General features: G+C 71.2%; 23 protein-coding genes. 13 read left to right on the plus strand and 10 right to left on the minus strand.

Annotated elements, in window-relative coordinates; all coding sequences use genetic code 11:
- Positions 1-84 precede the first annotated feature (84 nt).
- The gene (locus AB0G47_RS34370; RefSeq protein ID WP_360777967.1) at positions 85-1,416 is read right to left on the minus strand and encodes a hypothetical protein; all 1,332 of its coding nucleotides are present in this window, start codon (positions 1,414-1,416) and stop codon (positions 85-87) included.
- A 207-nt stretch (positions 1,417-1,623) separates the two neighbouring features.
- Positions 1,624-3,183, minus strand: coding sequence for a DUF4331 domain-containing protein (locus AB0G47_RS34375; RefSeq protein WP_360777969.1), 1,560 nt, complete (start codon positions 3,181-3,183; stop codon positions 1,624-1,626).
- A gap of 191 nt (positions 3,184-3,374) precedes the next feature.
- On the opposite strand from AB0G47_RS34375, the gene AB0G47_RS34380 reads away from it, so the two are divergent.
- The 4 genes from AB0G47_RS34380 (at position 3,375) to AB0G47_RS34395 (ending at position 7,038) form a co-directional block, all read left to right on the plus strand.
- Positions 3,375-3,929: a sigma-70 family RNA polymerase sigma factor gene (locus tag AB0G47_RS34380; RefSeq protein ID WP_360777971.1), complete on the plus strand. Its 555-nt coding sequence runs from the start codon at positions 3,375-3,377 to the stop codon at positions 3,927-3,929.
- Complete coding sequence (locus AB0G47_RS34385; RefSeq protein WP_360777973.1) at positions 3,926-4,717, plus strand: anti-sigma factor; 792 nt, start codon at positions 3,926-3,928, stop codon at positions 4,715-4,717. The genes AB0G47_RS34380 and AB0G47_RS34385 overlap by 4 nt, the downstream gene beginning before the upstream one ends.
- Positions 4,718-4,833: 116 nt before the next feature.
- The gene (locus AB0G47_RS34390; protein WP_360777975.1) at positions 4,834-5,103 is read left to right on the plus strand and encodes a hypothetical protein; all 270 of its coding nucleotides are present in this window, start codon (positions 4,834-4,836) and stop codon (positions 5,101-5,103) included.
- Between the two features lie 207 nt (positions 5,104-5,310).
- On the plus strand, positions 5,311-7,038 hold the full coding sequence (locus tag AB0G47_RS34395; RefSeq protein ID WP_360777977.1) for an amidohydrolase: 1,728 nt from the start codon (positions 5,311-5,313) through the stop codon (positions 7,036-7,038).
- Between the two features lie 30 nt (positions 7,039-7,068).
- Here AB0G47_RS34395 and AB0G47_RS34400 read toward each other — a convergent pair whose 3' ends face one another.
- Complete coding sequence (locus AB0G47_RS34400) at positions 7,069-7,851, minus strand: ABC transporter permease (protein WP_360777979.1); 783 nt, start codon at positions 7,849-7,851, stop codon at positions 7,069-7,071.
- Positions 7,852-7,950: 99 nt separating this feature from the next.
- Complete coding sequence (locus AB0G47_RS34405; protein ID WP_360777980.1) at positions 7,951-8,880, minus strand: ATP-binding cassette domain-containing protein; 930 nt, start codon at positions 8,878-8,880, stop codon at positions 7,951-7,953.
- Between the two features lie 63 nt (positions 8,881-8,943).
- On the opposite strand from AB0G47_RS34405, the gene AB0G47_RS34410 reads away from it, so the two are divergent.
- Positions 8,944-9,654, plus strand: coding sequence for a TetR/AcrR family transcriptional regulator C-terminal domain-containing protein (locus AB0G47_RS34410; RefSeq protein ID WP_360777982.1), 711 nt, complete (start codon positions 8,944-8,946; stop codon positions 9,652-9,654).
- A 34-nt stretch (positions 9,655-9,688) separates the two neighbouring features.
- On the opposite strand, the gene AB0G47_RS34415 is transcribed toward AB0G47_RS34410, so the two are convergent.
- Genes AB0G47_RS34415 through hmgA form a run of 3 tightly spaced genes read right to left on the minus strand, consistent with a single transcriptional unit; the run spans position 9,689 to position 13,029 of the window.
- Positions 9,689-10,894, minus strand: coding sequence for a type ISP restriction/modification enzyme (locus AB0G47_RS34415; protein ID WP_360777983.1), 1,206 nt, complete (start codon positions 10,892-10,894; stop codon positions 9,689-9,691).
- Positions 10,895-10,919: 25 nt separating this feature from the next.
- Entirely contained in the window at positions 10,920-11,669 is a 750-nt protein-coding gene (locus tag AB0G47_RS34420; RefSeq protein WP_360777985.1) for a GntR family transcriptional regulator, read from the minus strand.
- A 34-nt stretch (positions 11,670-11,703) separates the two neighbouring features.
- Complete coding sequence (hmgA, locus tag AB0G47_RS34425) at positions 11,704-13,029, minus strand: homogentisate 1,2-dioxygenase (RefSeq protein WP_360777987.1); 1,326 nt, start codon at positions 13,027-13,029, stop codon at positions 11,704-11,706.
- Between the two features lie 101 nt (positions 13,030-13,130).
- Here hmgA and AB0G47_RS34430 point away from each other — a divergent pair, with 101 nt between their 5' ends.
- From AB0G47_RS34430 to AB0G47_RS34440, 3 genes are all read left to right on the plus strand, one after another.
- Entirely contained in the window at positions 13,131-13,775 is a 645-nt protein-coding gene (locus AB0G47_RS34430) for a TetR/AcrR family transcriptional regulator (protein WP_360777989.1), read from the plus strand.
- A gap of 137 nt (positions 13,776-13,912) precedes the next feature.
- Positions 13,913-15,334, plus strand: coding sequence for a citrate:proton symporter (locus tag AB0G47_RS34435; protein ID WP_360777990.1), 1,422 nt, complete (start codon positions 13,913-13,915; stop codon positions 15,332-15,334).
- Positions 15,334-16,542: an MFS transporter gene (locus AB0G47_RS34440; RefSeq protein ID WP_360777992.1), complete on the plus strand. Its 1,209-nt coding sequence runs from the start codon at positions 15,334-15,336 to the stop codon at positions 16,540-16,542. The genes AB0G47_RS34435 and AB0G47_RS34440 overlap by 1 nt, the downstream gene beginning before the upstream one ends.
- A gap of 49 nt (positions 16,543-16,591) precedes the next feature.
- Here AB0G47_RS34440 and AB0G47_RS34445 read toward each other — a convergent pair whose 3' ends face one another.
- A complete protein-coding gene (locus AB0G47_RS34445) occupies positions 16,592-17,806 on the minus strand; it encodes a S8 family peptidase (RefSeq protein ID WP_360777994.1) in 1,215 nt (404 codons plus the stop codon).
- Between the two features lie 498 nt (positions 17,807-18,304).
- Here AB0G47_RS34445 and AB0G47_RS34450 point away from each other — a divergent pair, with 498 nt between their 5' ends.
- From AB0G47_RS34450 to AB0G47_RS34460, 3 genes are all read left to right on the plus strand, one after another.
- On the plus strand, positions 18,305-19,693 hold the full coding sequence (locus AB0G47_RS34450) for an aldehyde dehydrogenase family protein (protein ID WP_360777995.1): 1,389 nt from the start codon (positions 18,305-18,307) through the stop codon (positions 19,691-19,693).
- 102 nt (positions 19,694-19,795) lie between these two features.
- Positions 19,796-20,878 carry a Zn-dependent alcohol dehydrogenase gene (locus AB0G47_RS34455; protein WP_360777997.1) on the plus strand — a complete coding sequence of 361 codons (1,083 nt, stop codon included), beginning with the start codon at positions 19,796-19,798 and terminating at the stop codon, positions 20,876-20,878.
- Positions 20,879-21,294: 416 nt separating this feature from the next.
- Positions 21,295-22,647: an MFS transporter gene (locus AB0G47_RS34460; protein WP_360777999.1), complete on the plus strand. Its 1,353-nt coding sequence runs from the start codon at positions 21,295-21,297 to the stop codon at positions 22,645-22,647.
- On the opposite strand, the gene AB0G47_RS34465 is transcribed toward AB0G47_RS34460, so the two are convergent.
- Both AB0G47_RS34465 and AB0G47_RS34470 read right to left on the minus strand, forming a co-directional pair.
- Positions 22,613-23,617 carry an urea transporter gene (locus tag AB0G47_RS34465; protein WP_360778001.1) on the minus strand — a complete coding sequence of 335 codons (1,005 nt, stop codon included), beginning with the start codon at positions 23,615-23,617 and terminating at the stop codon, positions 22,613-22,615. The two genes, AB0G47_RS34460 and AB0G47_RS34465, sit on opposite strands and share 35 nt — an antisense overlap.
- 151 nt (positions 23,618-23,768) lie before the next feature.
- Positions 23,769-24,428 carry a TetR/AcrR family transcriptional regulator gene (locus AB0G47_RS34470; protein WP_360778003.1) on the minus strand — a complete coding sequence of 220 codons (660 nt, stop codon included), beginning with the start codon at positions 24,426-24,428 and terminating at the stop codon, positions 23,769-23,771.
- 72 nt (positions 24,429-24,500) lie between these two features.
- Between AB0G47_RS34470 and AB0G47_RS34475 the strand changes: the two genes are divergently transcribed.
- The gene (locus tag AB0G47_RS34475; RefSeq protein ID WP_360778005.1) at positions 24,501-25,652 is read left to right on the plus strand and encodes an acyl-CoA dehydrogenase family protein; all 1,152 of its coding nucleotides are present in this window, start codon (positions 24,501-24,503) and stop codon (positions 25,650-25,652) included.
- A gap of 88 nt (positions 25,653-25,740) precedes the next feature.
- Positions 25,741-26,031: a YiaA/YiaB family inner membrane protein gene (locus AB0G47_RS34480; RefSeq protein WP_360778007.1), complete on the plus strand. Its 291-nt coding sequence runs from the start codon at positions 25,741-25,743 to the stop codon at positions 26,029-26,031.
- The last annotated feature ends 115 nt before the right edge of the window (positions 26,032-26,146 follow it).

Below are 26,146 nucleotides of genomic sequence, written 5' to 3' on the forward strand. Positions count from 1 at the left end.
ACCGAGATGGCGAGTACGGACATACCGACGCGGCCCCGCCCCACAACCAGGCGTGGCGTTCGACGCGTCGCATGGTGCGGCTCCTCACGACCCACCACCGCCGGCCAGCTTCCGTGCCTCCCGTGCCCCCGTCGGGGAGAAGCCCGGGTTGAGGTCCAGCGCCCCGGATGCCCAGCGGCGGCCCGCCTCGGGGGAGTCCGTCGCCGTTTCGATCGCGGCTCGGTGGTACATGAAGGACGCCTCCCGGAATCCGGTGTCTGTCGCCATGCGGATGTAGGGCAGGGCCTCGCGGGAGCGGCCGTTGAGGTGGAGGGTCCAGGCCAGGGCGTCTGCCGTGTGGAGTGTGTGGCGGCGTTTCCACTCCGCCCGCGCCGCACGCAGGGCATCCCGCCGGTCCCCGTGGTCCGCCAGAGCGATCGCCGATTCGAGGTCCGCGTTCACGCCGTTGGCCCGCGAGAGCGACACTCCCGCGGAGAGCAGTTCGTACTGCCTGCGCGCCTTCCCCCGCTCGCCCCGCGCCTCGTACAGCTCGCCGAGGGCCAGCAGCGGCCCCGGCAGCGGAGCCTGGGCGACCACCTCCCGCAGTGCCCGTATCGCCCGCCCCGTCTCCCCACGCCCCGCCCAGGCTCGGGCCCGGCACTCCAGCGCGGGCAGGTAGGAGGCGTCGGCCCGCAGCGCCCTGCCGCACTGGCTCAGGGCCTCGCCGTACTGGCCCTGGCGCCAGGCCAGTTGGCCCAGAGCCGTGGCGACGTAGGCCACGTCGCCGGGCGCGGAGGCCGAGACCGAGCCGACCGCCCGTGAGAGCGCCCGGCGGGCTCCCGCGACATCGCCCCGCAGCTCGCGCACGTACGCGTACCGGGTGAAGACGGGCACGCCGGGCCGCCGGGCGTCCGCCTCGTCGGCGGCGCGCGCGGCCGCGGGGTAGCGGCCGAGCTCGACCAGGGCGTCGATCCGTGAGGCCAACGCCCCCTCGTTGTACGGGTTCACGGCGAGCGCGGAATCCGCGTGCCGCAGGGCGCCCTTGAAGTCGTGCCGGGCGGCGGCCAGGGCCGCACGTCCGGCCAGGGCGGCGTCGTTGCGGGGCCGGAGCTCCAGGGACCGGCCGATGGCGCGGTCCGCCTCGCGGTACCGGGAGGGATCGCCTCGGGTGCGGGCCTGCTCGACGTAGGCGGTGCCCAGCGTCGCCCAGGAGCCGAAGTCCCTTGGCTGGGCCTGCAGATGGGCCTGCAGTGCCTCCACGCCACGGTCCAGATCGCCGCCCCGGAGCCCGTCGAGGGAGGCGCCCGGCGCGGCGATGGCGGAGGGCTGCCGGTCCCGGCCGTCGTCACCGCCGGCGACGACGGCTCCGCCGGTGATCGCGAGCGCCAGCACGACGGCGGCGACGACGGACCGCCCGGCGGGACGTGGCAGAGCCATGGCAGCAGACCTTTCGGCAGAGGAATGAGCTGGGAGAAGGCGCGGCCCGCAGGGGGGATGAGATGCGGACCGCGCCGGCTTGGAGGGGGACTTGATTGGAGGGGGACTTGAAGGGAATTGCCCCGCGGGGGGCTCTCCCTGCGGGACGGAGCCCCCGCCGCCCGCAGAGGGCCCACCCCCGCGGGGCTCACCCCCGGGGGAACGGCCTCACCCCGAGGTCCCGGGCGCGCCCCGCCTGCGCCACCAGAGGAGCCCGAGGCCCACAAGGAGCACCCCGGCCGTCCCCGCGGCCCCGGAGGCGATCAGCACGGCGTCGGTCTCGTCACCGCCACCGGCCCCCGGACGCCCGGGCACGGCACCGCCGCTCAGCGCGTCACGTGCCGAGCTGTCACCGGAACTGCCGCCCTTGGCCAGCGGGCCACGGGACCCGGACGTGGGCAGTGCCACGTACGGGAAGGCGCCGCCGAACTTCTGCTCGTTTGCGTCCACCGCGTCGCCCAAGTCGTTCTTGTTGCCGACGAGTTCGCCCTCGACGGCCTGCAGCTCGATGTCGATGACGTCATCGGCGAGCCGCCGCCCGTTGGGGAACCCGGCGTTGTCGCCGTCGAGCACACCGAGCCGCTTCGGATCGGCGGCGGGCTTGATCGACGTGTTGAGCCGCAGCGCCTCGGCCGGCCGCACACCCGGCGGCTGGTTGAGGTCCTTCACGCCGGTCAGGAAGACCGACACGAGGTCGTTGCGGGGCTCCGCCGGAGCCTTCAGGCCGTAGATCTTCTCCAGGACCTTGGGCAGTTCGGGGTTGGTGACGTACTTGAGGAACTGCTTGTCGTTCCAGGGCGAGGACGCGTTGAACTTGTCCTTGTCCTTCCTCGGTACGACGACCTCGTTCACCAGCGGGTTGCCCATCCGCGAGATCTGCGTCCAGTCGCCGCTCGCGTTCCTGCGCTGGGTCGTGGACCAGACGCCGACGACGGGCTGCTTCTCCGACTGCCTGATCTCCGCGGTCGGCACCTGAAGGGCGATGGTGTTCACGTTGTAGCCCTTGAGCGTGTCCCGCCCGACCTCGGAGAGATTTCCGCCGTACGCCAGGTCGAAGACCCGCAGGTCCGCGAAGAACGGGTCGTCGGCCTGCCCCGCGAACGTCGAACCGCCGCCCTTGGTCTTGCGTACGGCCTGGTCGCGCAGCTTCTTGTAGTTCGGCATCGACGCCTTGCCGACGTGCGAGGGCGCCGCGGGCACATCGTCGGCGAGCTTCGTCGTCGAGGTGACCTTCTGGTCCTTGAGCTTGATCAGCTCAAGGTCGTAGGTCTGGGTGACGTTCAGATCGGGGTCGTCGAGGCTCGTCACGGGACCGGTGTTGTAGAGGAACGTGTCGCCGTTCTTGGTCTGTGTGTCGAACGTCCACCGGTACAGCAGATCGCCCTGCGCGTCCCCGTCGCTGTCCACGTGGACGTCGTACTGCGCGTCGTCGGCGAACGGATAGAAGGTGGGACCGCCCGCGGGCTCCTCGAAGGGGAGCCAGTTCGCCACGATCGTCGTCGTGTCGGGCCGGTCGGGGCTGACGAACGCGTACACGTCCGTGTTGTCGTACTGAGGCTGCCCCGAGATCAGCGGGGCCTCCCGGTGGCTGGCGGCATCGGCCGCCCCCGGTTCGAGTGCGGTCACGCCGGCGGCTGCGAGCCCCCCGGCGGCCAGCGCGCAACAGACAAGCGCGGCGAGGCCGCGCCTGTTGCGACGCCCCGCACGGCTCCTGGCGATAGCTGTCATCGCGTCCGTCCTTAACTTCCTCCGCGCGACCCGGCACGCGATGCGCGGGAGCCGCCTGACGAACGCCATTCGGGGCGAACGGCCCCGCGGATTGGCCTCCTTCCCAATCCGGTCCCATCTCTCGCCCCGAAGACCGGGCGACCGGACAATGAGCCCGCGTGCGCAAGGGGCCTGGAAAAGGGGGACACCGCATGGACGCCGACGCACTGCTCCCGCTGGTCGCACAGGGCGACCAGCAGGCGTTCGAGAAGCTGTACGGCCTGGTGTCAGGGCCGGTGTACGGGATGGTGCGCAGGGTGCTGCGGGATCCGGCACAGTCCGAGGAAGTGGTCCAGGAGGTGCTGCTCGAACTGTGGCGCACGGCGGCCCGCTTCGACCCCGCGCGCGGCAGCGCCCTCGCCTGGATCCTCACCCTCGCCCACCGCAGGGCGGTGGACCGGGTGCGCAGCGCCCGCGCGGCGAGCGACCGCGAACAGCGCGTCGCCGGGCGCGCCGAAGTCCCCGCCTTCGACCACGTGGCCGAGGAGGTCGAGGGCAGCCTGGAGCGCGAATGGGTGCGCCGCTGCCTGCGGCGCCTGACGGACCTGCAGCGCCAGGCCGTGACGCTCGCCTACTACGACGGCTATACGTACCGCGAGGTGGCCCGGCGGCTCTCCGTGCCGCTCGGCACCGTCAAGACGCGGATGCGGGACGGGCTGCTGCGGCTGCGCGACTGCCTGGGCGCCGCCACAGGAGACGCGGCATGAGGTGGCCCGGCGGCCTGCGGCCGCCGCCCGGGGCACGCACCGCGTGGCTGCCGCGCAGGCCCGTGCACTCCCTGGCCGTCCCCTACGCCCTGGACGCGCTCGAACCCCGCGAACTGCGCCGCTTCGAGCGGCACCTGGCCCGCTGCGGCCGCTGCCGGGAGGAGACCAGGCAGCTGACCGAGGACGCCGTGCGGCTCGCGGGCGCGGCCGCGACCCCGCCGCCGCCCGCCCTGCTCGAGCGGGTCATGACCGCCGTACGTACGACGGAGCAAGAGCCACCGTCGCAGGCGCCCGCCGCATCAAGCGCGCCCCCACGTACGCGTGCGCTTCTGGTCCCGCTCGCCGGCTCCGCGCTCGCCCTCGTCGCCTGCGCGGTCCTCGCGGTCCAGCTCGACAGGACCGACGACCGGCTCGACCGCGAGCGGGCCGCCGCACGTGAGATCGCCCACGTCCTGGCCGCGCCCGACGCCCGCGCCACCGGCGAGCACGACGCACGGGGGCGCGGCATCAACGTCGTCGCGTCGGAGTCCAGGCGGCGCGCCGTGGTGACCGTCGTGGGGCTCGACGGGCCGCCACGGGGCCGTGTGCACCAACTGTGGCTGATACGCCCCGCGTCGGAGCCCCGGTCCCTCGGTCTGCTCGACGGCGAAACGCCCGTGCTCGCCGCAGGGCTGAGCGCTTCCGTTTCCTCACTCGCTGTCACCATCGAGCCCGATGGAGGCTCAGATCGGCCCACTTCTGCCCCGCTTGTCCAACTCGCCCTGGAATCAGTTGTATTCGGAGAGTAACCGTCAACCTCCTTGCGCAGAAGGTGAATCCTGCGACCGGGATACACGAGTGTCATGACGGGGCGATAGGGTTAACCTGCCCTGGGCCGGGTGCCCTCGTACGGGTGGGGAGTGACATGGAACAGATAACGGTGCGCAGCAGGGCGCGTGTCCCTGCGATCACTTGCGGGAGCAGCGCGACCAGCTCTCGTCTCGACCGCCATCTCGCGGTGCTGGGCGGCCCTGCCGTTCCGCAGCGCGAGTCGCACGAGGCGACGCTGCTGATGCGTGAGCTGACCTCGCGGGGTTCGGCGCACGACCGCAGCGCGCGCGGTGCGCGTGTGCGGCGGGTTTCCCTTTTTGCACCGCTGCGCAGGTTGCGGCGGTCGCTTTTCGGGGGTCGTTGACCACGGGGTGGTCGGGGGCTTTTCCCGCCGCTTCGCGGCGGATCTGTCCCACCCACCCACTCACCCGATCACTCACTCCGCATTCATCACCCAGCACGTCCCTGCGTAACACCCGTGTCATGCGCACCTGTTGACGCCGCAACGATTCAGTCGCACTGTTGCTGATCGATTGGCTGATACACCCAACCTCACCCCCCGGAGGTGCGCGTGTGTGACCTGCACGATCAGCACGAGCATGAAGCACTCCCCGCGAGCGGCCCGCCGTTGAGCCGGCGCCGCATCATGCAACTGCTCGGCGCGGCCGGTGTGACCGGCGCCGTCATGGCGGCCGAGGCCGATCCGGCGATGGCCGCGAGCGCCGACGCAAGCCCCGCCGCCTATGAAGCCCCCGAGAACCTCGCGGCCGACACCCCCGCCAAGCGCTCCGCGCTCGACTGGATCACCTCCCACGACGACCGGATCACCGGCCTGAACGCCGAGATCTGGGACAACGCCGAGCTGTCCCTGCGCGAGTGGAAGTCCTCGATCGCCGAGGCCGATTTCCTCGAACAGGTCGGATTCGACGTGCAGTTCGGCACGGCCGGATTCCCCACGGCCTTCACGGCGACCTTCTCGCACGGCAGCGGCGGCCCCGTCATCGGCTTCAGCGGCGAGTACGACGCGCTGCCCGGCCTCTCGCAGAACAAGGGCGTCGGCCACCACGACCCGCGCGAGTACGTCCATGACCCCTTCGCGCCCGGCTACGGCCCCGGCCACGGCTGCGGCCACAGCGCGCTCGGCACGGCGGCGGCAGCCGCCGCGGCCGCCCTCGCCCAGGCCGCGAAGCGGCACAAGCTGCCCGTGACCGTGAAGTTCTTCGGCTCCACCGCCGAGGAGACGCTGATCGGCAAGACGTACGCCGTCAGCAGGGGCGTGTACGAGGGCCTCGACGCGTTCCTCGACTGGCACCCCTCGACGGCCAACGCGACCGGCTGGGGCACCACCACCGCGATGACCGCCGTCACCTTCACCTTCCTCGGCGTGGCAGGCCACGGCGGCACCCCGCTGGGCAACAAGTCCGCGCTCGACGCCGCCGTGATGATGGCGACGATGTCGGAGTTCCTGCGCGAGGAGAACCTCGCGCCGAGCGGCCGGCTGCACTGGGTGATCAACAACGGCGGTGACATCCCGAACGTCACCCCGGAGATCGCCGAGATCAGCTACTACGTACGCGAGGGAAGCCCGGCCCGCGTCCAGGTGCTCCTGGACAAGGTGATCGCCGTCTCCGAGGCGGCCGCGAAGGCGTCCCAGACCTCGGTCCGCCACCGCATCACATCGGCCTGCTGGAACCAGCTCCCCGCCAAGGCCTTCGCCGAGCTCCTGCACGCGAACATGAAGGAGATCGGCCCGCCGCAATTCACCGACGAGGCGCACGAGTTGGCGAAGGAGCTCCAGGAGTCCCTGGGTCTTCCGCAGCGGGGCATGCACGACAAGATCGGTGAACTCACCCCGCCCAACCCGGTGTTCATGGGCGGCGGCTCCACGGACGTCGCGGACATCAGCTGGAACGTGCCCACCGTCTCGATGGGGGCCGCGCTCGCCCCCATCGGCACCAAGATGCACACCTGGTCCACCGCGGCCTGCGCGGCCGCGGCTCCCGGGCAGGCGGCGGTGATTGCCGCAGCCAAGTACCTGGCGGCGACGGCGGTCGACCTGCTCACCCAGCCCGAACGCCTGAAGGCCGTCAAGGACGAGTTCAAGGAGCGTACGAAGGGCGTGAGTTGGAAGACCGCGCTGCCGGACGGCTATGAGCCGCCGATGTACGAACCCCCCGCGTGGTTCCTGAAGAAGACCGGCCAGAAGTGGCCGCCGTCGAACATCACCTGGCCGCCGAAGCGCGTGGTGTCCCAGGAGAAGTTCTCCTCGCTGGGACCGGAGCTCGAACCCCAGAAGTAGCTGGCGCCGAAGGAGAGTTCGGCCGTCCGCTCACCGTCCCCCGCGCGCGTACCGGCGGACGGCGAGCGGCACGCACAGGGCGAGCAGCAGCGCGCACCACAGGACCGAACCGGCCACCGGATGCGTCACCGGCCAGGCGGCGTCCGTCGGCACGGGCGCGTTGCCGAACAGGTCCCGGACCGCCGTCGCCACCGCGCTGATCGGGTTCCACTCGGCGACGGTGCGCAGCCAGCCGGGGAGCCCGTCGGTGGGGATGTACGCGTTCGAGAGCAGCGGCAGCATGAACGTCGCGCTGCCCAACTGCCCCGCCGCCTCCTCGCTCTGCGACGCGAGCCCGAGCAGGATGCCGATCCAGGTCGTGGTGAACCGGAAGAGCAGCAACAGGCCGAAGGCGCCCAGGGCTTGCGGCGCCCCGCCGTCGATCCGCCACCCCATCGCGAGCCCGACGAGCATCAGCGGCGCAAGCCCCACGGCGGTGGTCAGCAGATCGGCGACGGCCTGCCCGAGCGGGATCGCCGACCGGCTCATCGGCAGCGTACGGAAGCGGTCCATCACGCCGCGGTGCGAGTCCTGGGCGGCGGTGAACATGCCGGTCATGATCCCGTTCGCGGCGGTCGCGACGAGCATCCCCGGCACGAGGAAGGCACGGTAGTCGGAGCCGGGCATGGCGAGGGTGCTGCCGAAGACGTACCCGAAGAAGAGCAGGAAGACGATGGGCATCGTCTGCGTCATGATCAGAATGGCGGGCGCGTGCTTGATGCGCTGCAGATGCCGCCCGAGGACGGCGGTGCCGTCATAGAGAATGGCGCTCACAGGAATCCCTTCCGGGTAATCGTTTTGCCCCACCCAAAGGCCCCGCGCCGCGGGGTAACCGGGTGGGTGGGCGGGAAAAATCCGCCGCGAAGCGGCGGTCTAGGAAACACGGGAGACGAGCCGCAAGAAGACCTCATCCAAGGTCGGCGCCCGCAACGTCACATCGACAACCGGCACCCCCGCAAAGTCCAACTCCCGGACGAGGACAGGCAAGGTGACGGAGGGATCCAGCACAACGGCCCCGGCGGTGAGCCGCGCGGCGTCGAGCACCGGCTCGGCCCCGGTCAGCTGATCCAGCACGATCGCCGCCGCAGGCACAGCCGCACCCTCGGCGACGACGACCTCCGCGTAACTCCCGATCTGCGCCTTCAGCGCCGCGGGCGTACCGCGCTGCGCCGCACGCCCCTCGTCGATCAGGACGACCTCGTCGGCCAGCTGATCCGCCTCCTCCAGATACTGCGTGGTGAGCAGCACCGTCGTCCCCTCGGCGGCCAACTCCCGCACGGCGTCCCAGATGCCGCCCCTGCTGTGCGGATCGAGCCCGGTGGTCGGCTCGTCGAGGAACAGCACCCGGGGCCGCACCAGCAGACTCGCCGCGAGGTCGAGCCGCCGCCGCATGCCGCCGGAGTACGTCCGCGCGGGGCGATCAGCGGCCTCGACGAGCCCGAAGCGCTCAAGCAGCTCGTCGCCCCGCGCCTTCGGAACCCGCAGCAGGCGTGCGAAGAGCCGTAGGTTCTCCCGCCCGGTCAGATCGCCGTCGACCGACGCGTACTGCCCGGTCACGCCGATCACCCGCCGCACGGCGGCGGCCTCCCGCACCACGTCGTGCCCCGCGACCAGGGCCGTGCCGGCGTCCGGCGACTGGAGCGTGGTCAGCACCCGTACCGCGGTCGTCTTGCCGGCCCCGTTCGGGCCGAGCACCCCGCACACCGTGCCCTCCGGGACGGCGAGGTCGAGGCCCCGCAAGGCCTGGACCTCCCCGAACCGCTTCTCCAGACCTTCACTAAGTACAGCGTACGTAGAAGTCATGCCGTCACCGTACCCCACTACGTACGCCGTACGTAACTAACATGGTGAGCGAGGTGATGATCAATGGCGGGCCGAGCGGCCGAACCGGAAGTGATCTGGGCGCGCCCCGAGCGTGCGGGCCGTGGCCCGAAGCCCGCGTACAGCAGGGCGGACATCGCCGCGGCGGCGGTCCGTATCGCCGACGCGGACGGCGTCGACGCGGTCTCCATGCGCAGGGTGGCCGGCGAACTGGGCTGCGGCACCATGTCGCTCTACAACTACGTGCCGCGCAAGGAGGACCTGTACGAGCTGATGGTCGACGCGGTCAGCGGCGAGTACGTGCTGCCCGCGGGGCCGCCGGGCGGCGACTGGCGTACGGAGATGATGGCGGTCGGCCGCCAGACGCGCGAGATCATGCACCGTCACCCCTGGCTGGCGCGGATCATGTCGACGCTCTACGGCTACAGCCCGAACGCCCTGCGCTTCCTTGAGCACTGCCTGGCCGCCCTGGACGGGCTCGACGCCCCGTCCGGCACCAAGATGGAGCTGATCGGGATGCTGAACGGCTCCGTCATGACGTACGTGGCCAATGAGTTCGCCATGGCGGAACGCGCGCGGGCGCTGCCGTGGTCGGAGGAGCAGGAGCAGGCCGTGCGGTTCGCGTATCTCGCGGGGCAGGTCGGCAGCGGGGCGTATCCGCGGCTCGCCGCCATGCTCGCCGAGGGGCCGCCGCCGGGGGACGCGGACGAGGTCTTCGAGCGGATGCTGAACCGGCTCTTCGACTCCTTCTCCTGATCCTGCGAGTGATCCTGCGAGGCAGTGCCCCTCCTCAGATCAGCGCGAACTGGCCCCCCGGGCCCTCTTCGTGGTGGTCAAGGACGGATGCCGGGCGGCGTGCCGTCGGCGGTACGGGCAGGATGCCCGCCCTCCGCAGCCCCTCGGCGGTCGTCGCCGGCGAGCTGCCGAGTGACTCCCTCAACTCCCGTTGCTGTGGCTCCAGTTCATGGAGCAACGCCAGCACGGTGATGAGTTCCAGGAGCTCCGACGTCCACGCCTGCGGCCACGTCGAGGGGCGGATCGCTTCCAGCGTGCCGGGCTCGGCGGGCTCCGTGCGGCGGGTGAACCACAGGTCGAGCACCCTGACCCCGCTCACCTCGTACTCCCAGGCCTCCCGCGGCACCGGCGAGATGCGGCCCTCGTCCAGGAACAGCGCCTCCTCGTCGGCGTCGTAGGACAGTTCCGATGGGCGGGCGGGCAGCGGCGCCCGTACGTAGGGCCTGCGTCCCCCGGGGAGCTTCGGCCGCGCCCCGTCGCCGCGCGCCTGCAGCCGCAGGACGCGGCGGCCGAGCTCCGTGCCCCGCGCCCACACCTCGGCGTCGGAGGTCAGCGGCACCCGGCATCCGGCGGCCGACGTGTCGGCCACGGAAAGGGTCCAGGCGAGGAGCTCCCCGGCGTCGACGTCGTGCCCGAGCAGGTCGGAGAGATGCCCGAGCAGACCGGGCGCCACATTGGGCTCGAGCCCTCCGGGGCGGCGGAAGAGCGGGCGGATCCTGCCGGGGCGCCCGGCGGGGGAGCGGCCGTCGGGCAGCACGGCCGACGCGAGCACGGCGGGCCCAGCGGAACCGGCCACGTGCCCCTGCTCCACCAGGAACAGCTGGCCGTCGCCCGCGACGCGCCACAACTCCGGCCGTGCGGCGTCGATGAGCCGGTGGTCCGGGATCAGCCACTGCTCGTCGAAGGGGCCGTGCAGGACGCGCACCGGCTCGGGGCAGCGGCCCGTCTCGCCGGCCAGCGGGCCCGTTCCTGCCCGGTGGCCGGGGAGTTGGGCGACCGAGGTGTGCAGGGTGCGCGAGCGCGACGGGGCGAGCAGCCGGGCACGCTCCGTGCCGTCCGCGCGGACGAACGCGTCCCAACGGGCCCTGAGGGATGCGGCGTCCGGCCCCATCGGCCACCCCCGGCCGGTCCTCAGGGGCGCGACGGACCACGGCATCAGGTCGGCGAGCAGCGGCCCTTCGTCGTGCGTCACGCCCGGCATCGTACGACGTCGGATGCGGGCGCCATCAGGTGGCGTCGAGGGTGACCGTGAAGGAGAAGCGGTCGCCGCGATAGTGGATGCGGGCCACGTCGAGGGCGCGGCCGTCCTCGTCGTACGTGATGCCCGTGTAGTGCAGGATCGGGCTGAGCAGCGGCACTTGGAGGAGGCGGGCCGTCTCCGGGTCGGCGAGCGTGGCCTCGACGGTGTCGGTGATCCTGCTGATGCGGACGCCCACCACGTCGCGCAGGACCTTCGTCATGGGCCAGCGCGCCAGATCGTCCAGCTCGACCCGCTCGGCCAGCTCGGGGCGGATGAAGTTATGGGCGTGATTGGTCGGTTCGCCCGTCTTCTCGTCGCTGCGCAGACGGTGGTACGTCGTCACCTCGGCGACATCGGGGAAGTACTCGGCGAGCTCGCCGGAGACCGGAGCCGTGCCGTGCGAAAGGAGTTCGGTGCTCATGCCCGACTGCTGGGCCACGATCGCGTCGACCGAGCCGAGCAGCCGGACGGGAGAGCCCCGCCGGACGCTCGGCTCGATGAACGTGCCGCGCCGCCGGTGCCGGGTGATCAGACCCTCGTCCTCCAGCTCCTTGAGAGCCTGGCGCATGGTGAGGACGCTCACGCCGTAGTGCCCCGCGAGCTGCTCCTCGGTGGGCAGCCGCAGCGGGGCGTCCGGCGTGCGGCCGAGTATCGAGGCGCGCAGGGACTGCGACACCTGATACCACAGCGGCAGCTTTCGATTCAGGACGATCGAGTCCGGGGCGAAGGCGGTCACGGTCTCTCCGAATCAGTACGGAACCAGAGCTGAATCAGCTACGGAAATGGCGCTCCAGACCTTGCCACACGTCGTCGTACCCGCGCTGCAGGTGGGACGCCTGAGCTGCCTGTTCCGTCGCCGTCACCGGCCAGCGCGTCTCGAACATGAAGGCAAGGCCGTCGTCGATCTTCTGCGGCTTCAGCTCGGCGGCCGACGCCTTGTCGAAGGTCTCGCGGTCCGGTCCGTGCGCCGACATCATGTTGTGCAGCGAGCCGCCGCCCGGCACGAAGCCCTCCGCCTTCGCGTCGTACGCGCCCTCGATGAGGCCCATGTACTCGCTCATCACGTTCCGGTGGAAGTACGGCGGCCGGAAGGTGTTCTCGCCCACCAGCCAGCGCGGCGCGAAGACGACGAAGTCGACGCCTGCGAGGCCCGGGGTGTCCGACGGCGAGGTGAGGACGGTGAAGATCGAAGGGTCCGGGTGGTCGTAGCTGATCGAGCCGATCACATTGAAGCGGTGCAGGTCGTAGACGTACGGGACGTGATTGCCGTGCCAGGCGACCACGTCGAGCGGTGAGTGGTCGTAGGTCGCGCGCCACAGGTTGCCGCAGAACTTGTTCACCACCTCCACCGGCCGCTCGACATCTTCGTACGCGGCGACCGGCGCTCTGAAGTCCCGTGCGTTCGCCAGGCCGTTGGCGCCGATCGGGCCGAGGTCGGGGAGCTGGAAGGGCGCGCCGTAGTTCTCGCACACGTACCCGCGCGCACTCGCGTCGAGCAGCTCCACGCGGAAACGGACGCCGCGCGGGATCAGCGCGACCTCGCCGGGCTCCGCGTGCAGGAGCCCGAACTCGGTGCGTAGGAGAAGGCCGCCCTGCTCGGGGACGATCAGCAGCTCGCCGTCCGCGTTGCTGAACACCCTGTCCGTCATGGAGGAGTTGGCGTGGTACAGGTGAATGCCCATGCCGGTGCGCTGTGTCGCGTCGCCGTTGCCGCCGAGCGTCCAGAGGCCCGCGAGGAAGTCCGTGCCGGGCGCCGGCTCGGGGAGCGGGTTCCAGCGCAGCCGGTTCGGGTCGGGCGCCGCTTCGGCGAAGGGCGCCGTACGGATCGCGCCGTTGTCGACGCGCGTGAACCGCGGATGCGCCGCGGAAGGGCGGATGCGGTAGAGCCACGAGCGCCGGTTGTGCGCGCGGGGCTCGGTGAAGGCCGTGCCGCTCAGCTGCTCCGCGTAAAGACCCAGCGGTGCGCGCTGGGGCGAGTTGCGGCCGTGCGGCAGGGCGCCCGGCACCGCCTCGGAGCTGTGTTCGTTGCCGAAACCGGAGAGATAGGCCAGCCCTTCGGCGGTCTTCCGTGCGTCGGTGGTGTGATCCCCGCTCATCATCGCTCCCTCGTCAACGATTCCTATAGGACACCGTAGGATTCACGTTTTCCTTCCGCAAGAGGAAGCGCCGAATGTGAGCGGTGCTCTACTCTCCCGGGATGCCCCACCGGAACCCGCCCAAAGAAGCGAGGCCGACAGGACCCCTGCGCCGCACACCCGTGCAGCAACGCAGCGCGGAGCGCCTGACCCGGATCCTCGACGCCTGCGCCGACCTCCTGGACGAGGTCGGCTACGAAGACCTCAGCACCCGCGCCGTCGCCCAGCGCGCGGACGTCCCGATCGGCTCCGTCTATCGCTTCTTCGGCAACAAACGGGCCATGGCCGACGCCCTCGCCCACCGCAACCTCGATCTGTACGGGGAGCGCGTCGCGGCCCGCGTCGCCGCCGTCGAGCGCGGCGACTGGCGCGGCGCCGTCGACGCCGCCTTCGACGAGTACCTCGCCATGAAGCGCACCGTCCCCGGCTTCGGCCTGGTCGACTTCGGCATCCCCTCGGCCCCCGACGCGATGCCCGACGCCAACTCCGACGTCGCCGAACGGGTGGCCGCGCTGCTCGCCGACCATCTCGACCGTCCGCTGGACGCACGGCTGCGCCGCACCGTGCTCGTCGGGGTCGAGGCGGTCGACGCGGTCCTCCAGCTGGCCTTCCGCGTCGACGCGTCGGGAGACCCGGCCCTCGTCGACGAGACGCGGACGCTGCTGCACGCGTACTTCGCCGGATCTCTGGACGCGCCACCTCGCTGACTCGCCAACTCGTTGACCTGGAGTTTTGCGCTTATTGCTCGCGCGTCAACATCTTGTTAACGCTCAATTGCCCGCCCTAACGTCATCCGGACCGCCAGACCTGGTGGGAGTTCGATGGTGAACGTTAGGTAGCCCCCATGCTGACAATCCTCGGATTCGTCATGATCGCCACGTTCCTGGTGCTGATCATGATGAAGAAGATGTCGCCGATCGCGGCACTGGTGCTGATCCCCGCGCTCTTCTGCGTGTTCGTAGGAAAGGGAGCCCATCTCGGGGACTACGTCCTCGAAGGCGTCGGAAATCTGGCGCCCACGGCGGCCATGCTCATGTTCGCCATCGTGTACTTCGGCGTCATGATCGACGTCGGCCTCTTCGACCCGATCGTCCGGGCCATCCTGCGCTTCTGCAAGGCGGACCCGCTGCGCATCGTGGTCGGCACCGCGCTGCTCGCAGCGATCGTCTCGCTCGACGGCGACGGCTCGACGACCTTCATGATCACGGTCTCGGCGATGTACCCGCTCTACAAGCGCCTCAAGATGAGCCTCGTCGTCATGACGGGTGTCGCGGCCACCGCCAACGGCGTCATGAACACCCTGCCCTGGGGCGGCCCGACGGCCCGCGCCGCGACCGCGCTGAAGGTCGACGCGGCCGACATCTTCGTCCCGATGATCCCGGCACTCGCCATGGGCCTGGTCGCCGTCTTCCTCCTCTCCTACGCACTGGGCCTGCGCGAGCGCAAGCGGCTCGGCATGCTCTCGCTGGACGAGGTCCTGGAGAAGGAGACGGCGAGCGAGACGGTTCTGGTGGGCGCCGGGAACGGCGCCGACGGACGTACGTCGCTCACGAAGAAGACCACCGGGGGAGCGGGTTCGGGAACGGACGCGGACGCCGCCGACGAAGCCGACGAGGACGACGGCTTCCAGGGGCTCGACCCGAACCGCGCGACCCTGCGCCCCAAGCTCTACTGGTTCAACGCGGGCCTCACCGTCCTGCTCCTGACCGCCATGATCATGGAGTGGCTGCCGATCCCGGTCCTCTTCCTGCTCGGCGCCGCGCTCGCCCTGACGGTCAACTTCCCGCACATGCCCGACCAGAAGGCCCGCATCGCCGCCCACGCGGAGAACGTCCTCAACGTCACCGGCATGGTCTTCGCGGCCGCCGTCTTCACCGGCGTCCTGCAGGGCACCGGCATGGTCGACAGCATGGCCAAGTGGCTCGTCGACGCCATCCCCGGCGGCATGGGCCCGCACATGGGCCTGGTGACGGGTCTCCTCTCGCTCCCGCTCACCTACTTCATGTCGAACGACGGCTTCTACTTCGGTGTCCTGCCGGTGCTCGCCGAGGCAGGCCAGGCGCACGGCGTCGGCACCCTCGAAATCGCCCGCGCCTCGATCGCAGGTCAGGCCCTGCACATGTCGAGCCCGCTCGTGCCCGCCGTGTACGTCCTGGTCGGCATGGCCAAGGTCGAGTTCGGCGACCACACCAAGTTCACCGTCAAATGGGCCGTGCTCACCTCGCTGGTGGTGCTCGGCTCCGGAATCCTCTTCGGCATCATCTGATGCCATCGACACCGGGCCGAGCCTGGTTGCTGCGCCTCGTCATCGCCTTCAGCTTCGCGCAGGGGGCGGTGTCGATGGCGCGTCCGGCCGTCTCCTACCGGGCCCTGTCCCTCGGCGCGGACGAGCGGGCGATCGGTGTCATCGCCGGTGTGTACGCCCTGCTCCCGCTCTTCGCGGCCGTACCGCTCGGGCGGCGCACCGACCACGGACGGTGCGCGCCGCTCCTTCCGGTCGGCGTCGTGCTGATCTCCGGCGGGTGCGCGCTCAGCGGCACGGCGGGCTCGCTCGGCGCGCTGGCCGCGTGGAGCGGCGTGATGGGGCTCGGCCACCTCTGCTTCGTGATCGGCGCGCAGTCGATCGTCGCCCGGCAGTCCGCGCCCGACGAACAGGACCGCAACTTCGGGCACTTCACGATCGGCGCGTCGCTGGGTCAGCTGATCGGGCCGGTCGCCGCGGGGTCCCTCATCGGCGGGGACATGGGCCGCAGCAGTGCGCTCGCCCTGATCGTGTCGGCGGTGGTCGCGGCCGTCTCCCTCACCTCGCTGTGGCGCATCGAGCACGTCAGGCCGTCCGGCGGCGGCCCGAAGCGGGGCGAGAAGGTGCCGGTGCTCGGCATCCTGCGCACCCGGGGCGTGCCCGCGGGGATCTTCATCAGCCTCGCGGTGCTTTCCGCGACCGACATCCTCACGGCGTATCTGCCGGTGGTCGGCGAGCACCGGGGCATCGCGCCCGCCACGGTCGGGGTGCTGCTCTCGCTGCGGGCCGCCGCGACGATCGCCTGCAGGCTCGTCATGACGCCGCTGATCAATCTCCTGGGCCGTACGACGCTGATCGCCGTGACCTGTGCGCTGGCCGCCCTGCTGTGCGCGGGGATCGCGCTGCCGGTGCCGGTGTGGGGACTCGCCGTGATGCTGGCCCTGCTCGGCTTCTGCCTCGGGGTCGGCCAGCCGCTGTCGATGACGACGGTGGTCCAGGCGGCCCCGGAGGACGCCCGCTCGACCGCGCTCGCGCTGCGGCTGACGGGGAACCGGCTCGGGCAGGTGGCCGCGCCGGCGGGGGCGGGGCTGATTGCGGGGGTTGCGGGAGTCGCCGCCCCCTTCGTGATGCTCGGTGGGCTCTTGTTGGTGGCGGCGGGGTTGGGGCTGAGGCGCAGCCCTGCGAGGCCCCGGCCCCGGCTGAAGAAATCAGCCGGGGCCGGGAAAATATGAAGCCCGTCCGGCGATTGAGGACGAACTCGGCGGAGCCGGTGATCTGCGGCTACGGGACCAGCTTGAGCAGCTTGTTCGGGGACCCGGAGCCCGGGCTTGTGACCTTGCCGGAGGTCGCCCCGCTCACCAGCGCGGACGCGACCTGCGCGGGCGTGGCCGAGGTGTGGCCCGCCAGGTAGACCGCCGCCGCGCCCGCGACATGGGGCGTGGCCATCGACGTACCGGAGATGGTGTTGGTGGCCGTGTCGCCGGTGTTCCAGCCCGCCTTGATGTTGACGCCGGGCGCGAAGATGTCCAGGACCGAGCCGTAGTTGGACCAGCTGGCCTTGGCGTCCGTGTTGCCGGTGGCGCCGACCGTGATGGCCGCGGGGACCCGCGCGGGGGACGACGAGGAGGCGTTGACGCCCTCGTTGCCCGCCGCGACCGCGTAGCTGACGCCGTCGGCGATGGAGTTCTTCACCGCGTTGTCGAGCGAGGTGGAGGCGCCGCCGCCGAGCGACATGTTGGCCACGGCGGGGGCGCCCGCCGCGTGGTTGCCCGTCACCCAGTCGATGCCCGCGATGACACCGGCGGTGGTGCCGGAGCCGTTGTTGTCGAGCACGCGGACGGCCACGATCTTGGCCTTCTTGGCGACGCCGTACGTCTTGCCCGCGATGGTCGTGGCGACGTGCGTGCCGTGACCGTTGCCGTCCTGCGCGGTGTTGTCGCGGTCCACGGCGTCATAGCCGTTGACCGCGCGGCCGCTGATCTCGGAGTGCGAGATGCGTACGCCGGTGTCGATGACGTACGCGGTGACGCCCGAGCCCGCGCTGTCCGGGTAGGTGTAGCTGCCGGACAGCGGCAGGCTCGTCTGGTCGATGCGGTCCAGGCCCCAGGGAGCGCCGGTCTGGGTCGCCTCGGCACGGACGGTGCGGTTCTGCTCGACGGAGGCGACCGCGGGATCGGCCGCGAGTCTTCTCGCCTCCGTCGCGCTCAGGCTCGCGGTGTAGCCGTTGAGCGCGGACTTGAAGGTCTTGTTCACCGAGCCGCCGTGCTCGGCTATCAGGTCCTTGCCCGCGTCCGATGCGGCCTTGAGGCCCGAGTTCTGCTTCAGCGTGACGATGTAGCTGCCCTTGACGGCGTCGGCGGAGCCGGCGCCGATGACGGTGCCCTCGGCGGGGGAGGCCTGGGCCGGCAGGGCGGTGACCGCACCGAAGAGCGTGGCGGCGGTGGCGGTCGAGATCGCCGCGGCGATCACAGTCTTCTTGCTACGCAGCATTGCCATTACGAGGGAGTCCTCCTCATAGGCGGCGCGCGCCCAGGGTGTCGGGCGGCGCAACTGTGGGGGCGTGTGCGTGATCGCACACACAGCCGGAAGTGGTGCGTTCCACTCCCGGCGCGATCAGCAGATTGGCCGCTCTACGGGCGTAGATCAAGGGAGTTGGCGTCTTGTCATGCGTCTGTCACGCACCCGAAATCAAACACGCGGCGAACTTGGGGCGAATGCACAAGTGATGGCCGGAGGGCGTGCGTGCGTGGCCGAAAGCGGGGGGTGCGGAGTGCCGGGGTGCAGCGGCGCGCGGCGACGCCTCGGCGCTCCCGGGCAGGCGCCCCTCGGCTGAGGTCGGCGTTCGCCGGCCGGGAAGCGCCCCCCGTGGCGGCTTGTCCTTCCCGCGTGGCCCCCTGCGTCGGCGAGGGTAGGAGGCCTGCGGGGGCAGGCGCCCCTGGTGTCGAAAAACTATCAGCGCTAGTTTGGTGCGCGGACGACTATCAGGAGGATGCGATGAAGGCCCACGACGGGATGTACATCGGCGGCGCCTGGCGCCCCGCCGCAGGCACGGACACGATCGAGGTCGTGAACCCGGCCGACGAACAGGTCATCGACCGGGTGCCGGCCGGTACGGCACAGGACGTCGACGCCGCGGTGCGCGCCGCCCGCGACGCCTTCCCCGCCTGGTCCACGACACCGCCCGCCGAGCGTGCCGCGCTCATCGGCGCCCTGCGCGACCAGCTGGTCGCCCGCAAGGACGAGATCGCCGAGACCGTGACGGCCGAACTCGGCGCCCCGCTCCCGTTCTCGCAGATGGTGCACGCCGGAGTGCCGATCCTGGTCGCGGGCTCGTACGCGGATCTCGCCGCGACGTACTCCTTCGAGGAGAAGATCGGCAACTCCACCGTCTACCTCGAACCGGTCGGCGTGGTCGGCGCGATCACCCCCTGGAACTACCCCCTCCACCAGATCGTCAACAAGGTCGCCCCGGCGCTCGCCGCGGGCTGCACCGTCGTCCTCAAGCCCGCCGAGGACACCCCGCTCACCGCCCAGCTCTTCGCCGAGGCCGCGCACGAGGCGGGCATCCCCGCAGGTGTCTTCAACCTGGTCACCGGCCTCGGCCCGGTCGCGGGCCAGGCGCTCGCCGAGCACGAGGGCGTCGACCTGGTCTCCTTCACCGGCTCCACCGCCGTCGGCAAGCAGATCGGCGCGACCGCGGGCGCCGCGGTCAAGCGCGTCGCCCTGGAGCTCGGCGGCAAGTCCGCGAACGTCATCCTGCCGAGCGCGGACCTCGCCAAGGCGGTGAACGTCGGCGTCGCCAACGTCATGTCCAACTCCGGCCAGACGTGCAGCGCGTGGACCCGCATGCTGGTGGACTCCGCGCGCTACGACGAGGCCGTGGAGCTCGCCGCGGCGGCCGCCGCCAAGTACGGCTCGCGCATCGGCCCCGTCGTCAACGCCAAGCAGCAGGCGCGGGTGCGGGGTTACATCGAGAAGGGTGTGGAGGAGGGCGCGCGCGTGGTGGCGGGCGGCGCCGAATCCCCGGCCGGCCAGGGCTATTTCATCCAGCCCACCGTCTTCGCCGACGTCACCCCGGAGATGACCATCGCCCAGGAGGAGATCTTCGGCCCGGTCGTCTCGATCATCCGGTACGAGGACGAGGACGACGCCCTGCGCATCGCCAACGGCACCGTGTACGGGCTCGCGGGCGCGGTCTGGGCGGCCGACGACGCGGAGGCGGTCGCCTTCGCCCGCCGCATGGACACCGGCCAGGTCGACATCAACGGCGGCAGCTTCAACCCCCAGGCGCCGTTCGGCGGTTACAAGCAGTCGGGGGTCGGCCGCGAGCTGGGCCCGCACGGCCTGACGGAGTACTTGCAGACCAAGTCCCTCCAGTTCTGAGCCCTGAGCCCTGAGCCCTGAGCTCTGAGTCCTGAGCCCTGAGCTCTGAGTCCTGAGCCCTGATCCTCTTCCTGTTCCGCGCCTTTTGAGGAGTACGTCATCGTGGTCCGCGCCGCTGTTCTGCCCGCCGTCGGGTCCCCTCTGGAGATCACCGAGATCGGCCTGCCCGAGCCGGGCCCCGGCCAGGTGCGGGTGCGCCTGGCCGCCGCCGGGGTCTGTCACTCCGACCTGTCCCTGACCAACGGCACGATGCGGGTCCCGGTGCCGGCGGTGCTCGGACACGAGGGCGCGGGCACGGTGGTGTCCGTGGGCGCCGGTGTCACCCATGTCGCGCCGGGCGACGGGGTGGTGCTCAACTGGGCCCCGTCCTGCGGCAGTTGTCACGCCTGCTCGCTGGGCGAGGTGTGGCTGTGCGTGAACGCGCTGGCGGGCGCGGGCGACGTGTACGCCCACCGCTCCTCGGACGGCGGCGATCTCCACCCCGGTCTGAACGTCGCGGCGTTCGCCGAGGAGACGGTGGTGGCCGCCAACTGCGTGCTGCCGGTCCCGGACGGCGTCCCGCTCACCGACGCGGCCCTCCTCGGCTGTGCGGTGCTCACCGGGTACGGCGCGGTGCACCACTCGGCGAAGGTCCGCGAGGGTGAGACGGTCGCCGTCTTCGGGGTCGGCGGGGTGGGCCTCGCCACGCTCCAGGCGGCGCGGATCGCGGGGGCCTCGCAGATCATCGCGGTCGATGTCTCGCCGGAGAAGGAGGAGTTGGCGCGTTCGGCGGGGGCGACGGAGTACGTCGTCGCCTCCGAGACCACCCCCAAGTCCATCCGCAAGCTGACCGGTGGTCAGGGCGTGGACGTGGCGGTGGAGTGCGTGGGCCGCGCGGTGACGATCCGGGCGGCGTGGGAGTCGACGCGGCGGGGTGGGCGCACGACGGTGGTCGGCATCGGCGGCAAGGACCAGCAGGTCACCTTCAACGCCCTGGAGCTCTTCCACTGGGGCCGGACGCTTTCGGGCTGCGTGTACGGGAACTCGGACCCGGCGGTGGACCTGCCGGTCCTGGCGGAGCATGTCCGGGCGGGGCGCCTGGACCTGGGGGTCCTGGTGACCGACCGGATCGCCCTGGACGGCATCCCGGCGGCCTTCGAGAACATGGTCGCGGGGAAGGGCGGCAGGGCGCTGGTGGTGTTCTAGGCGGGGCCCAAGCGGTTTCCTTCCCCAACCCCGCCCCTACCCGAATCCTTCCGGCTGCGCCGGCCGCGAGGTGACCGCAGATCACCGCCTCCGGCGAGTTCGTCCTCAAACGCCGGACGGGCTGAAATGCCTGCGGCCGGACTGAAAGGTCTGCGGCCGGGCTGGAAGGCTTACCTACGGGGTGGACGACCTACTGACGGAGTGGGCGGGCAACTTCGGGGCAATCGGGTGGGCGGGCGGGAAAGCTTTCGCCGCGAAGCGGCGGTATGGCGGTGCGGCCGACAACGGCGCGGCGGCGTTGGGGACAAGAACCCCCTGCGCGAACCGTTGACCACATACCCACTGGTCGGTACGTTCCCTGCAATCACGGCGCCACCCCCTGTCCCGTCCCCGGAACCACCGGAGTGTGCACCCGCATGGACCCCGCACCGACCTCCGCAGCCCCCCTCTCCGCTCCCACCCAGAAGTCCCAGGACCCGGCGGATCCCCACCGCCGCAAGGTCGCCACCGCCGCCGCACTCGCCTCCGCGGTCGAGTGGTACGACTACTTCGTCTTCGGGATAGCCGCCGCCCTCGTCCTCGGCGACCTCTACTTCCCCGCGGGCAGCTCCTCCGCGGGAGTCCTCGCCGCCTTCGCGACCTTCGCCGTCGGCTTCCTCGCCCGCCCCATCGGCGGCGTCATCGCGGGCCACCTCGGGGACAAGCGGGGCCGCAAGCCCATGCTCGTCCTCGCGCTGACGCTGATGGGTGTTTCGACCACCGGCATCGGTCTGCTCCCCACGTACGAGACCGTCGGCATCGCCGCACCCATCCTCCTCGTCACCCTGCGCGTCCTCCAGGGCATCGCGGTCGGCGCGCAGTGGGGCGGCGCGATGCTGATGGCCACCGAGTACGCCCCCGAGGGCAAGCGCGGCCTCTACGGCAGCCTGGTCCAACTGGGCGTCCCCATCGGCGTGGTGACCGCCAACACCGTCTTCCTGGTCGCCGGTGCCGCCACCAGCGAGAGCGCCTTCGAGGCGTGGGGCTGGCGGGTGCCGTTCATGGTCGGGATCCTCGTCCTCGTGCTCGCCTGGTACATCCACACCCGCGTGGAGGAGACGCCCGAGTTCCGCGAGGCGGAGAAGGCGCTCGCCGAGAAGGAGAAGAGCGAGAAGGGCAGCGGCACCAGCTCCCCCCTCCGCACCATCGTCCGCCACCACCTCGGCACCGTCTTCCTGGCCGGCGGCTCCTTCGCGGTGAACACGGCGACCTTCTACATCATCATCACCGGCGTCCTCGACTACACGACCCGCGAACTCGACATGAAGCGCAGCGCGGTCCTCACCGTCTCGCTCTGCGTCAGCCTCACCCAACTCGCCCTGATCCCGGCCTCCGCGGCGCTCTCCGACCGCATCGGGCGGCTGCGGATCTACGCCATCGGCGCGGCGGGGCTCGCGGTCTGGGCGGTGCCGATGTTCCTGCTCATCGACACCGGATCGCTGCTGTGGCTGGCCGTCGGTACGTTCGTGACCAGCTGTTTCCTGAGCATCATGTACGGGCCGCAGGCCGCGCTCTTCGCGGAGCTCTTCACGGCCGAGATGCGGTACACGGGAGCCTCGCTGGGCTACCAGATCGCGGCGGTGTTCGGCGGCGGGCTCGCGCCGTTCGTGATGGTGCTGCTGCTTGAGGCGACGGGCACGTCGATGGCCGTATCGGCCTACATCATCGGGCTCGCGGTGATCGCCCTCGTCTCGATCAAGGTGCTTGCGGGGCGGGCGAGTTCCCGCTGACGCCCCCGGCCGCGGCCGATTCCGGCGCCGTCCGCCCCGACGGCGCCGGAATCGTCGTACGCAATCGGGGGAAGGACGGGGCCGCCGCGAGGAACACGAGCGTGGTCAGGATGAACGGCCAGGTGAAGGCATGTCCGCCGGACGGTGCGAGGAGCGCGGAGAGCGCGGGGCCGACGGCGGTCGCGGTGGCCGCGCCCACGAGTGCGTACGCGAGAGTCGCGCCCCGGACCGGCAGGAAGGTGCCGCACAGCGCGAGGGCGACGAGCACCGAGTTGTATCCCATCGAGCCGTCGGCGATCCGCGCGGCGGGCGCCCCGAGCGCCCACGCCGAGCCGATGCCGACGAGGCTGCCCAGGCACGCCACGGCGCCCGCGCGACGGCTCGCGACGAAGAGGCCGAGGAGCAGGAGAGCACCGACGTACCACTGCGGCATGAAGAAGATCTGGGCGAAGTCGGCGAAGAAGGCCCTGGCCACGTCGGGGAGTTGGAGGGTGGTGGGGCCCGTTGCCGCCCGCGGGAGCGCCGCGGGGCCGTTCGCGTGGTGCCCCACCCGTTCGAAGCCGGGCGCCGCGAGCGTCATCGCGCCGGCCAGCAGGCAGTACGGCATCGTCAGGGGCGGAAGCCGCCAGACGCCGAGCAGCTGCTTCATGGCCGCCGTCACGACCGTGACGACCACGCACCCCGCAAGCGCGAGCCCGGCCGTGGACAGGTGCCCGGCGCCGAGGAACACGGCGAAACACAGCGCGGTGAGGCAGGCGTTGAAGCCTTCGAGGCCGCTCGACACGCCTTCCCGCGACGCCCCGAGCGCTCGCGCGGTGGCGGTGCCGACCGCCGTGCCCGCCAGGCCGTAGAGCCCGTACTCCCAGCCCGCCGCGAACAGCGCGACGCAGAAGACGGCGCCCGCCGCCGCGCTGGGCAGGAAGGTGACCTGCGCGTGGCCGCGCAGGACCTGGGCGGCGAAGGGGAGCACCCCAAGAGGCGGGCGCCTGGCATCCGTTGAGGGCCGCACGACTCACTCCCGTGTTACGTCCATGTTTCGCCCGGCGAGGCGGATGCACTTTACATCTGTGCAGTTGCCGGGCGGTACGGCGCCTTGGTGTGCCGTGAACCCCGCGCCCCCGTCAGGCGGCGGGCGTCGCCACCTGCTCGTACTGCAGGGCGAGACCGTCGAGCAGGGCCCGCAGGCCGGTCTCGAAGGCCCGCTCGTCGATCTGCTGCTGGCGGTCGGCGAGCAGGTGGGCCTGGCCGAGGTGCGGATAGTCGGCCGGGTCGTACGCCGCCTCGTCGTCCACGAAGCCCCCGGCGAACGAGCCGAGCGCCGAGCCCATGACGAAGAACCGCAGCAGCGCGCCGATGGACGTCGCCTGCGCCGCGGGCCAGCCCGCGTCGACCATCGCGCCGAAGACCGCGTCCGCGAGGCGCAGGCCCGCCGGGCGGCGGCCAGGACCGTGGGCGAGCACCGGGACGATGTTCGGGTGCCGGGTGAGCGCCGCCCGGTAGGACACCGCCCAGTCGTGCAGGGCCGTGCGCCAGTCGCGCTCGTCGGCGGTGTCGAACATCGACAGGTCGACCTGGGCGCTGACCGAGTCGGCGACCGCCTCCAGGATCTCGTCCTTGGTGCGGAAGTGGTTGTAGAGCGAGGGCCCGCTCACCCCGAGCTCGGCGGCGAGCCGGCGCGTCGACACGGCCGTGAGCCCCTCGGCGTCCACGAGCGCGCGCGCCGCTTCGACGATGCGATCTCGGCTGAGGAGGGGCTTGCGCGGTCGGGCCATGCGGCACATAGTAGGGCTGCCGACGGAAACTAGCAGTGCTAATTTAAATCCGGGAGAACCGGGAAAAGTGGGGTGTTCTCGATGAATCTGGAGCTCAGCGAGGAGCAGATCGCCGTCAAGCGGCTCGCCAGGGACTTCGTCGAGCGCGAGATCGCCCCGCACGTCGTGGAGTGGGACCGCGCCGAGAGCGTGGACCGGTCGATCGTGAAGAAGCTCGGCGAGGTCGGCTTCCTCGGTCTGACCGTCGACGAGGAGTACGGCGGCTCGGGCGGCGACCACCTCGCGTACTGCCTGGTGACCGAGGAGCTGGGCCGCGGCGACTCCTCCGTGCGCGGCATCGTGTCGGTCTCGCTGGGCCTTGTCGCCAAGACCATCGCGTACTGGGGCGACGAGGAGCAGAAGCGGCAGTGGCTGCCTGGGCTCACCTCCGGGGAGCTCGTCGGCTGCTTCGGCCTCACCGAGCCGGGCACCGGGTCCGACGCGGGGAACCTCTCGACGAAGGCCGTGCGCGACGGCGACTCCTACGTCATCAACGGCTCCAAGACGTTCATCACGAACGGCACCTGGGCCGATGTCGTGCTGCTCTTCGCACGGTCGACCGACGCTCCCGGACACAAGGGCGTCTCCGCCTTCCTCGTGCCGACCGACACCCCAGGCCTGAGCCGCCGCACCATCCACGGCAAGCTCGGTCTGCGCGGCCAGGCCACCGCCGAACTGGTCCTTGAGGACGTCCGGGTCCCGGCGTCGGCCATGATGGCGCCCGAGGGCAAGGGCTTCTCGGTCGCCATGTCGGCGCTCGCCAAGGGGCGGATGTCGGTCGCCGCGGGCTGTGTGGGCATCGCCCAGGCCGCCCTGGACGCGGCGGTGACGTACGCGACCGAGCGCGAGCAGTTCGGCAGGACCATCGCCCACCATCAACTGGTCCAGGAGCTGATCACCGACATCGCGGTGGACGTGGACGCGGCCCGGCTGCTCACCTGGCGGGTCGCCGACCTCATCGACCGGGGGCAGCCGTTCACCACGGAGTCCTCCAAGGCGAAGCTGTTCGCGTCGGAGGCCGCCGTCCGCGCCGCCAACAACGCGCTGCAGGTCTTCGGCGGCTACGGCTACATCGACGAGTACCCGGCGGGCAAGCTGCTGCGCGACGCCCGCGTGATGACGCTCTACGAAGGCACGAGCCAGATCCAGAAGCTGGTCATCGGGCGGGCGCTGACGGGGGTCTCGGCGTTCTGAGGCCGCGGGGCCCGGCGGGCGTACTGAGTACGGGAGTTGAGTACGAGAGCGGATGTGGCGGCGGTGCTCCAGGGCCAGGCTCTGGGGCATGAGTGAGACACCGGTCAAGCAGCAGAACACCACCGCCTACTTCGGCCAGGCGGTCGCCTCGTTCGCCGTGGCGCTCGGCGCGACGGCCGTCGGCATCTACAGCCTCGACGTCAGCGGCTGGATCCGCGCCTTCCTCGCCGTCTCCGTGCTGTATCTGACGACGTCCGCCTTCACGCTCGCCAAGGTCGTCAGGGACCGGCAGGAGGCCGACCAGATCGTCAGCCGCGTGGACCAGGCCCGCCTGGAGAAGATGCTTGCCGATCATGACCCGTACAAGCCGGTCGTATGACCCGTGCAAGCCCGTGGCCTGACCCGTGCAAGCCCGTGGCCTGACCCGTGCAAGCCCGTGGCCTGACCCGTGCAAGCCCGTGGCCTGACCCGTGCAAGCCCGTGGCCTGACCCGG

The sequence above is a fragment of the Streptomyces sp. NPDC021622 genome (genome assembly GCF_040640795.1).
GTDB lineage: Bacteria > Actinomycetota > Actinomycetes > Streptomycetales > Streptomycetaceae > Streptomyces.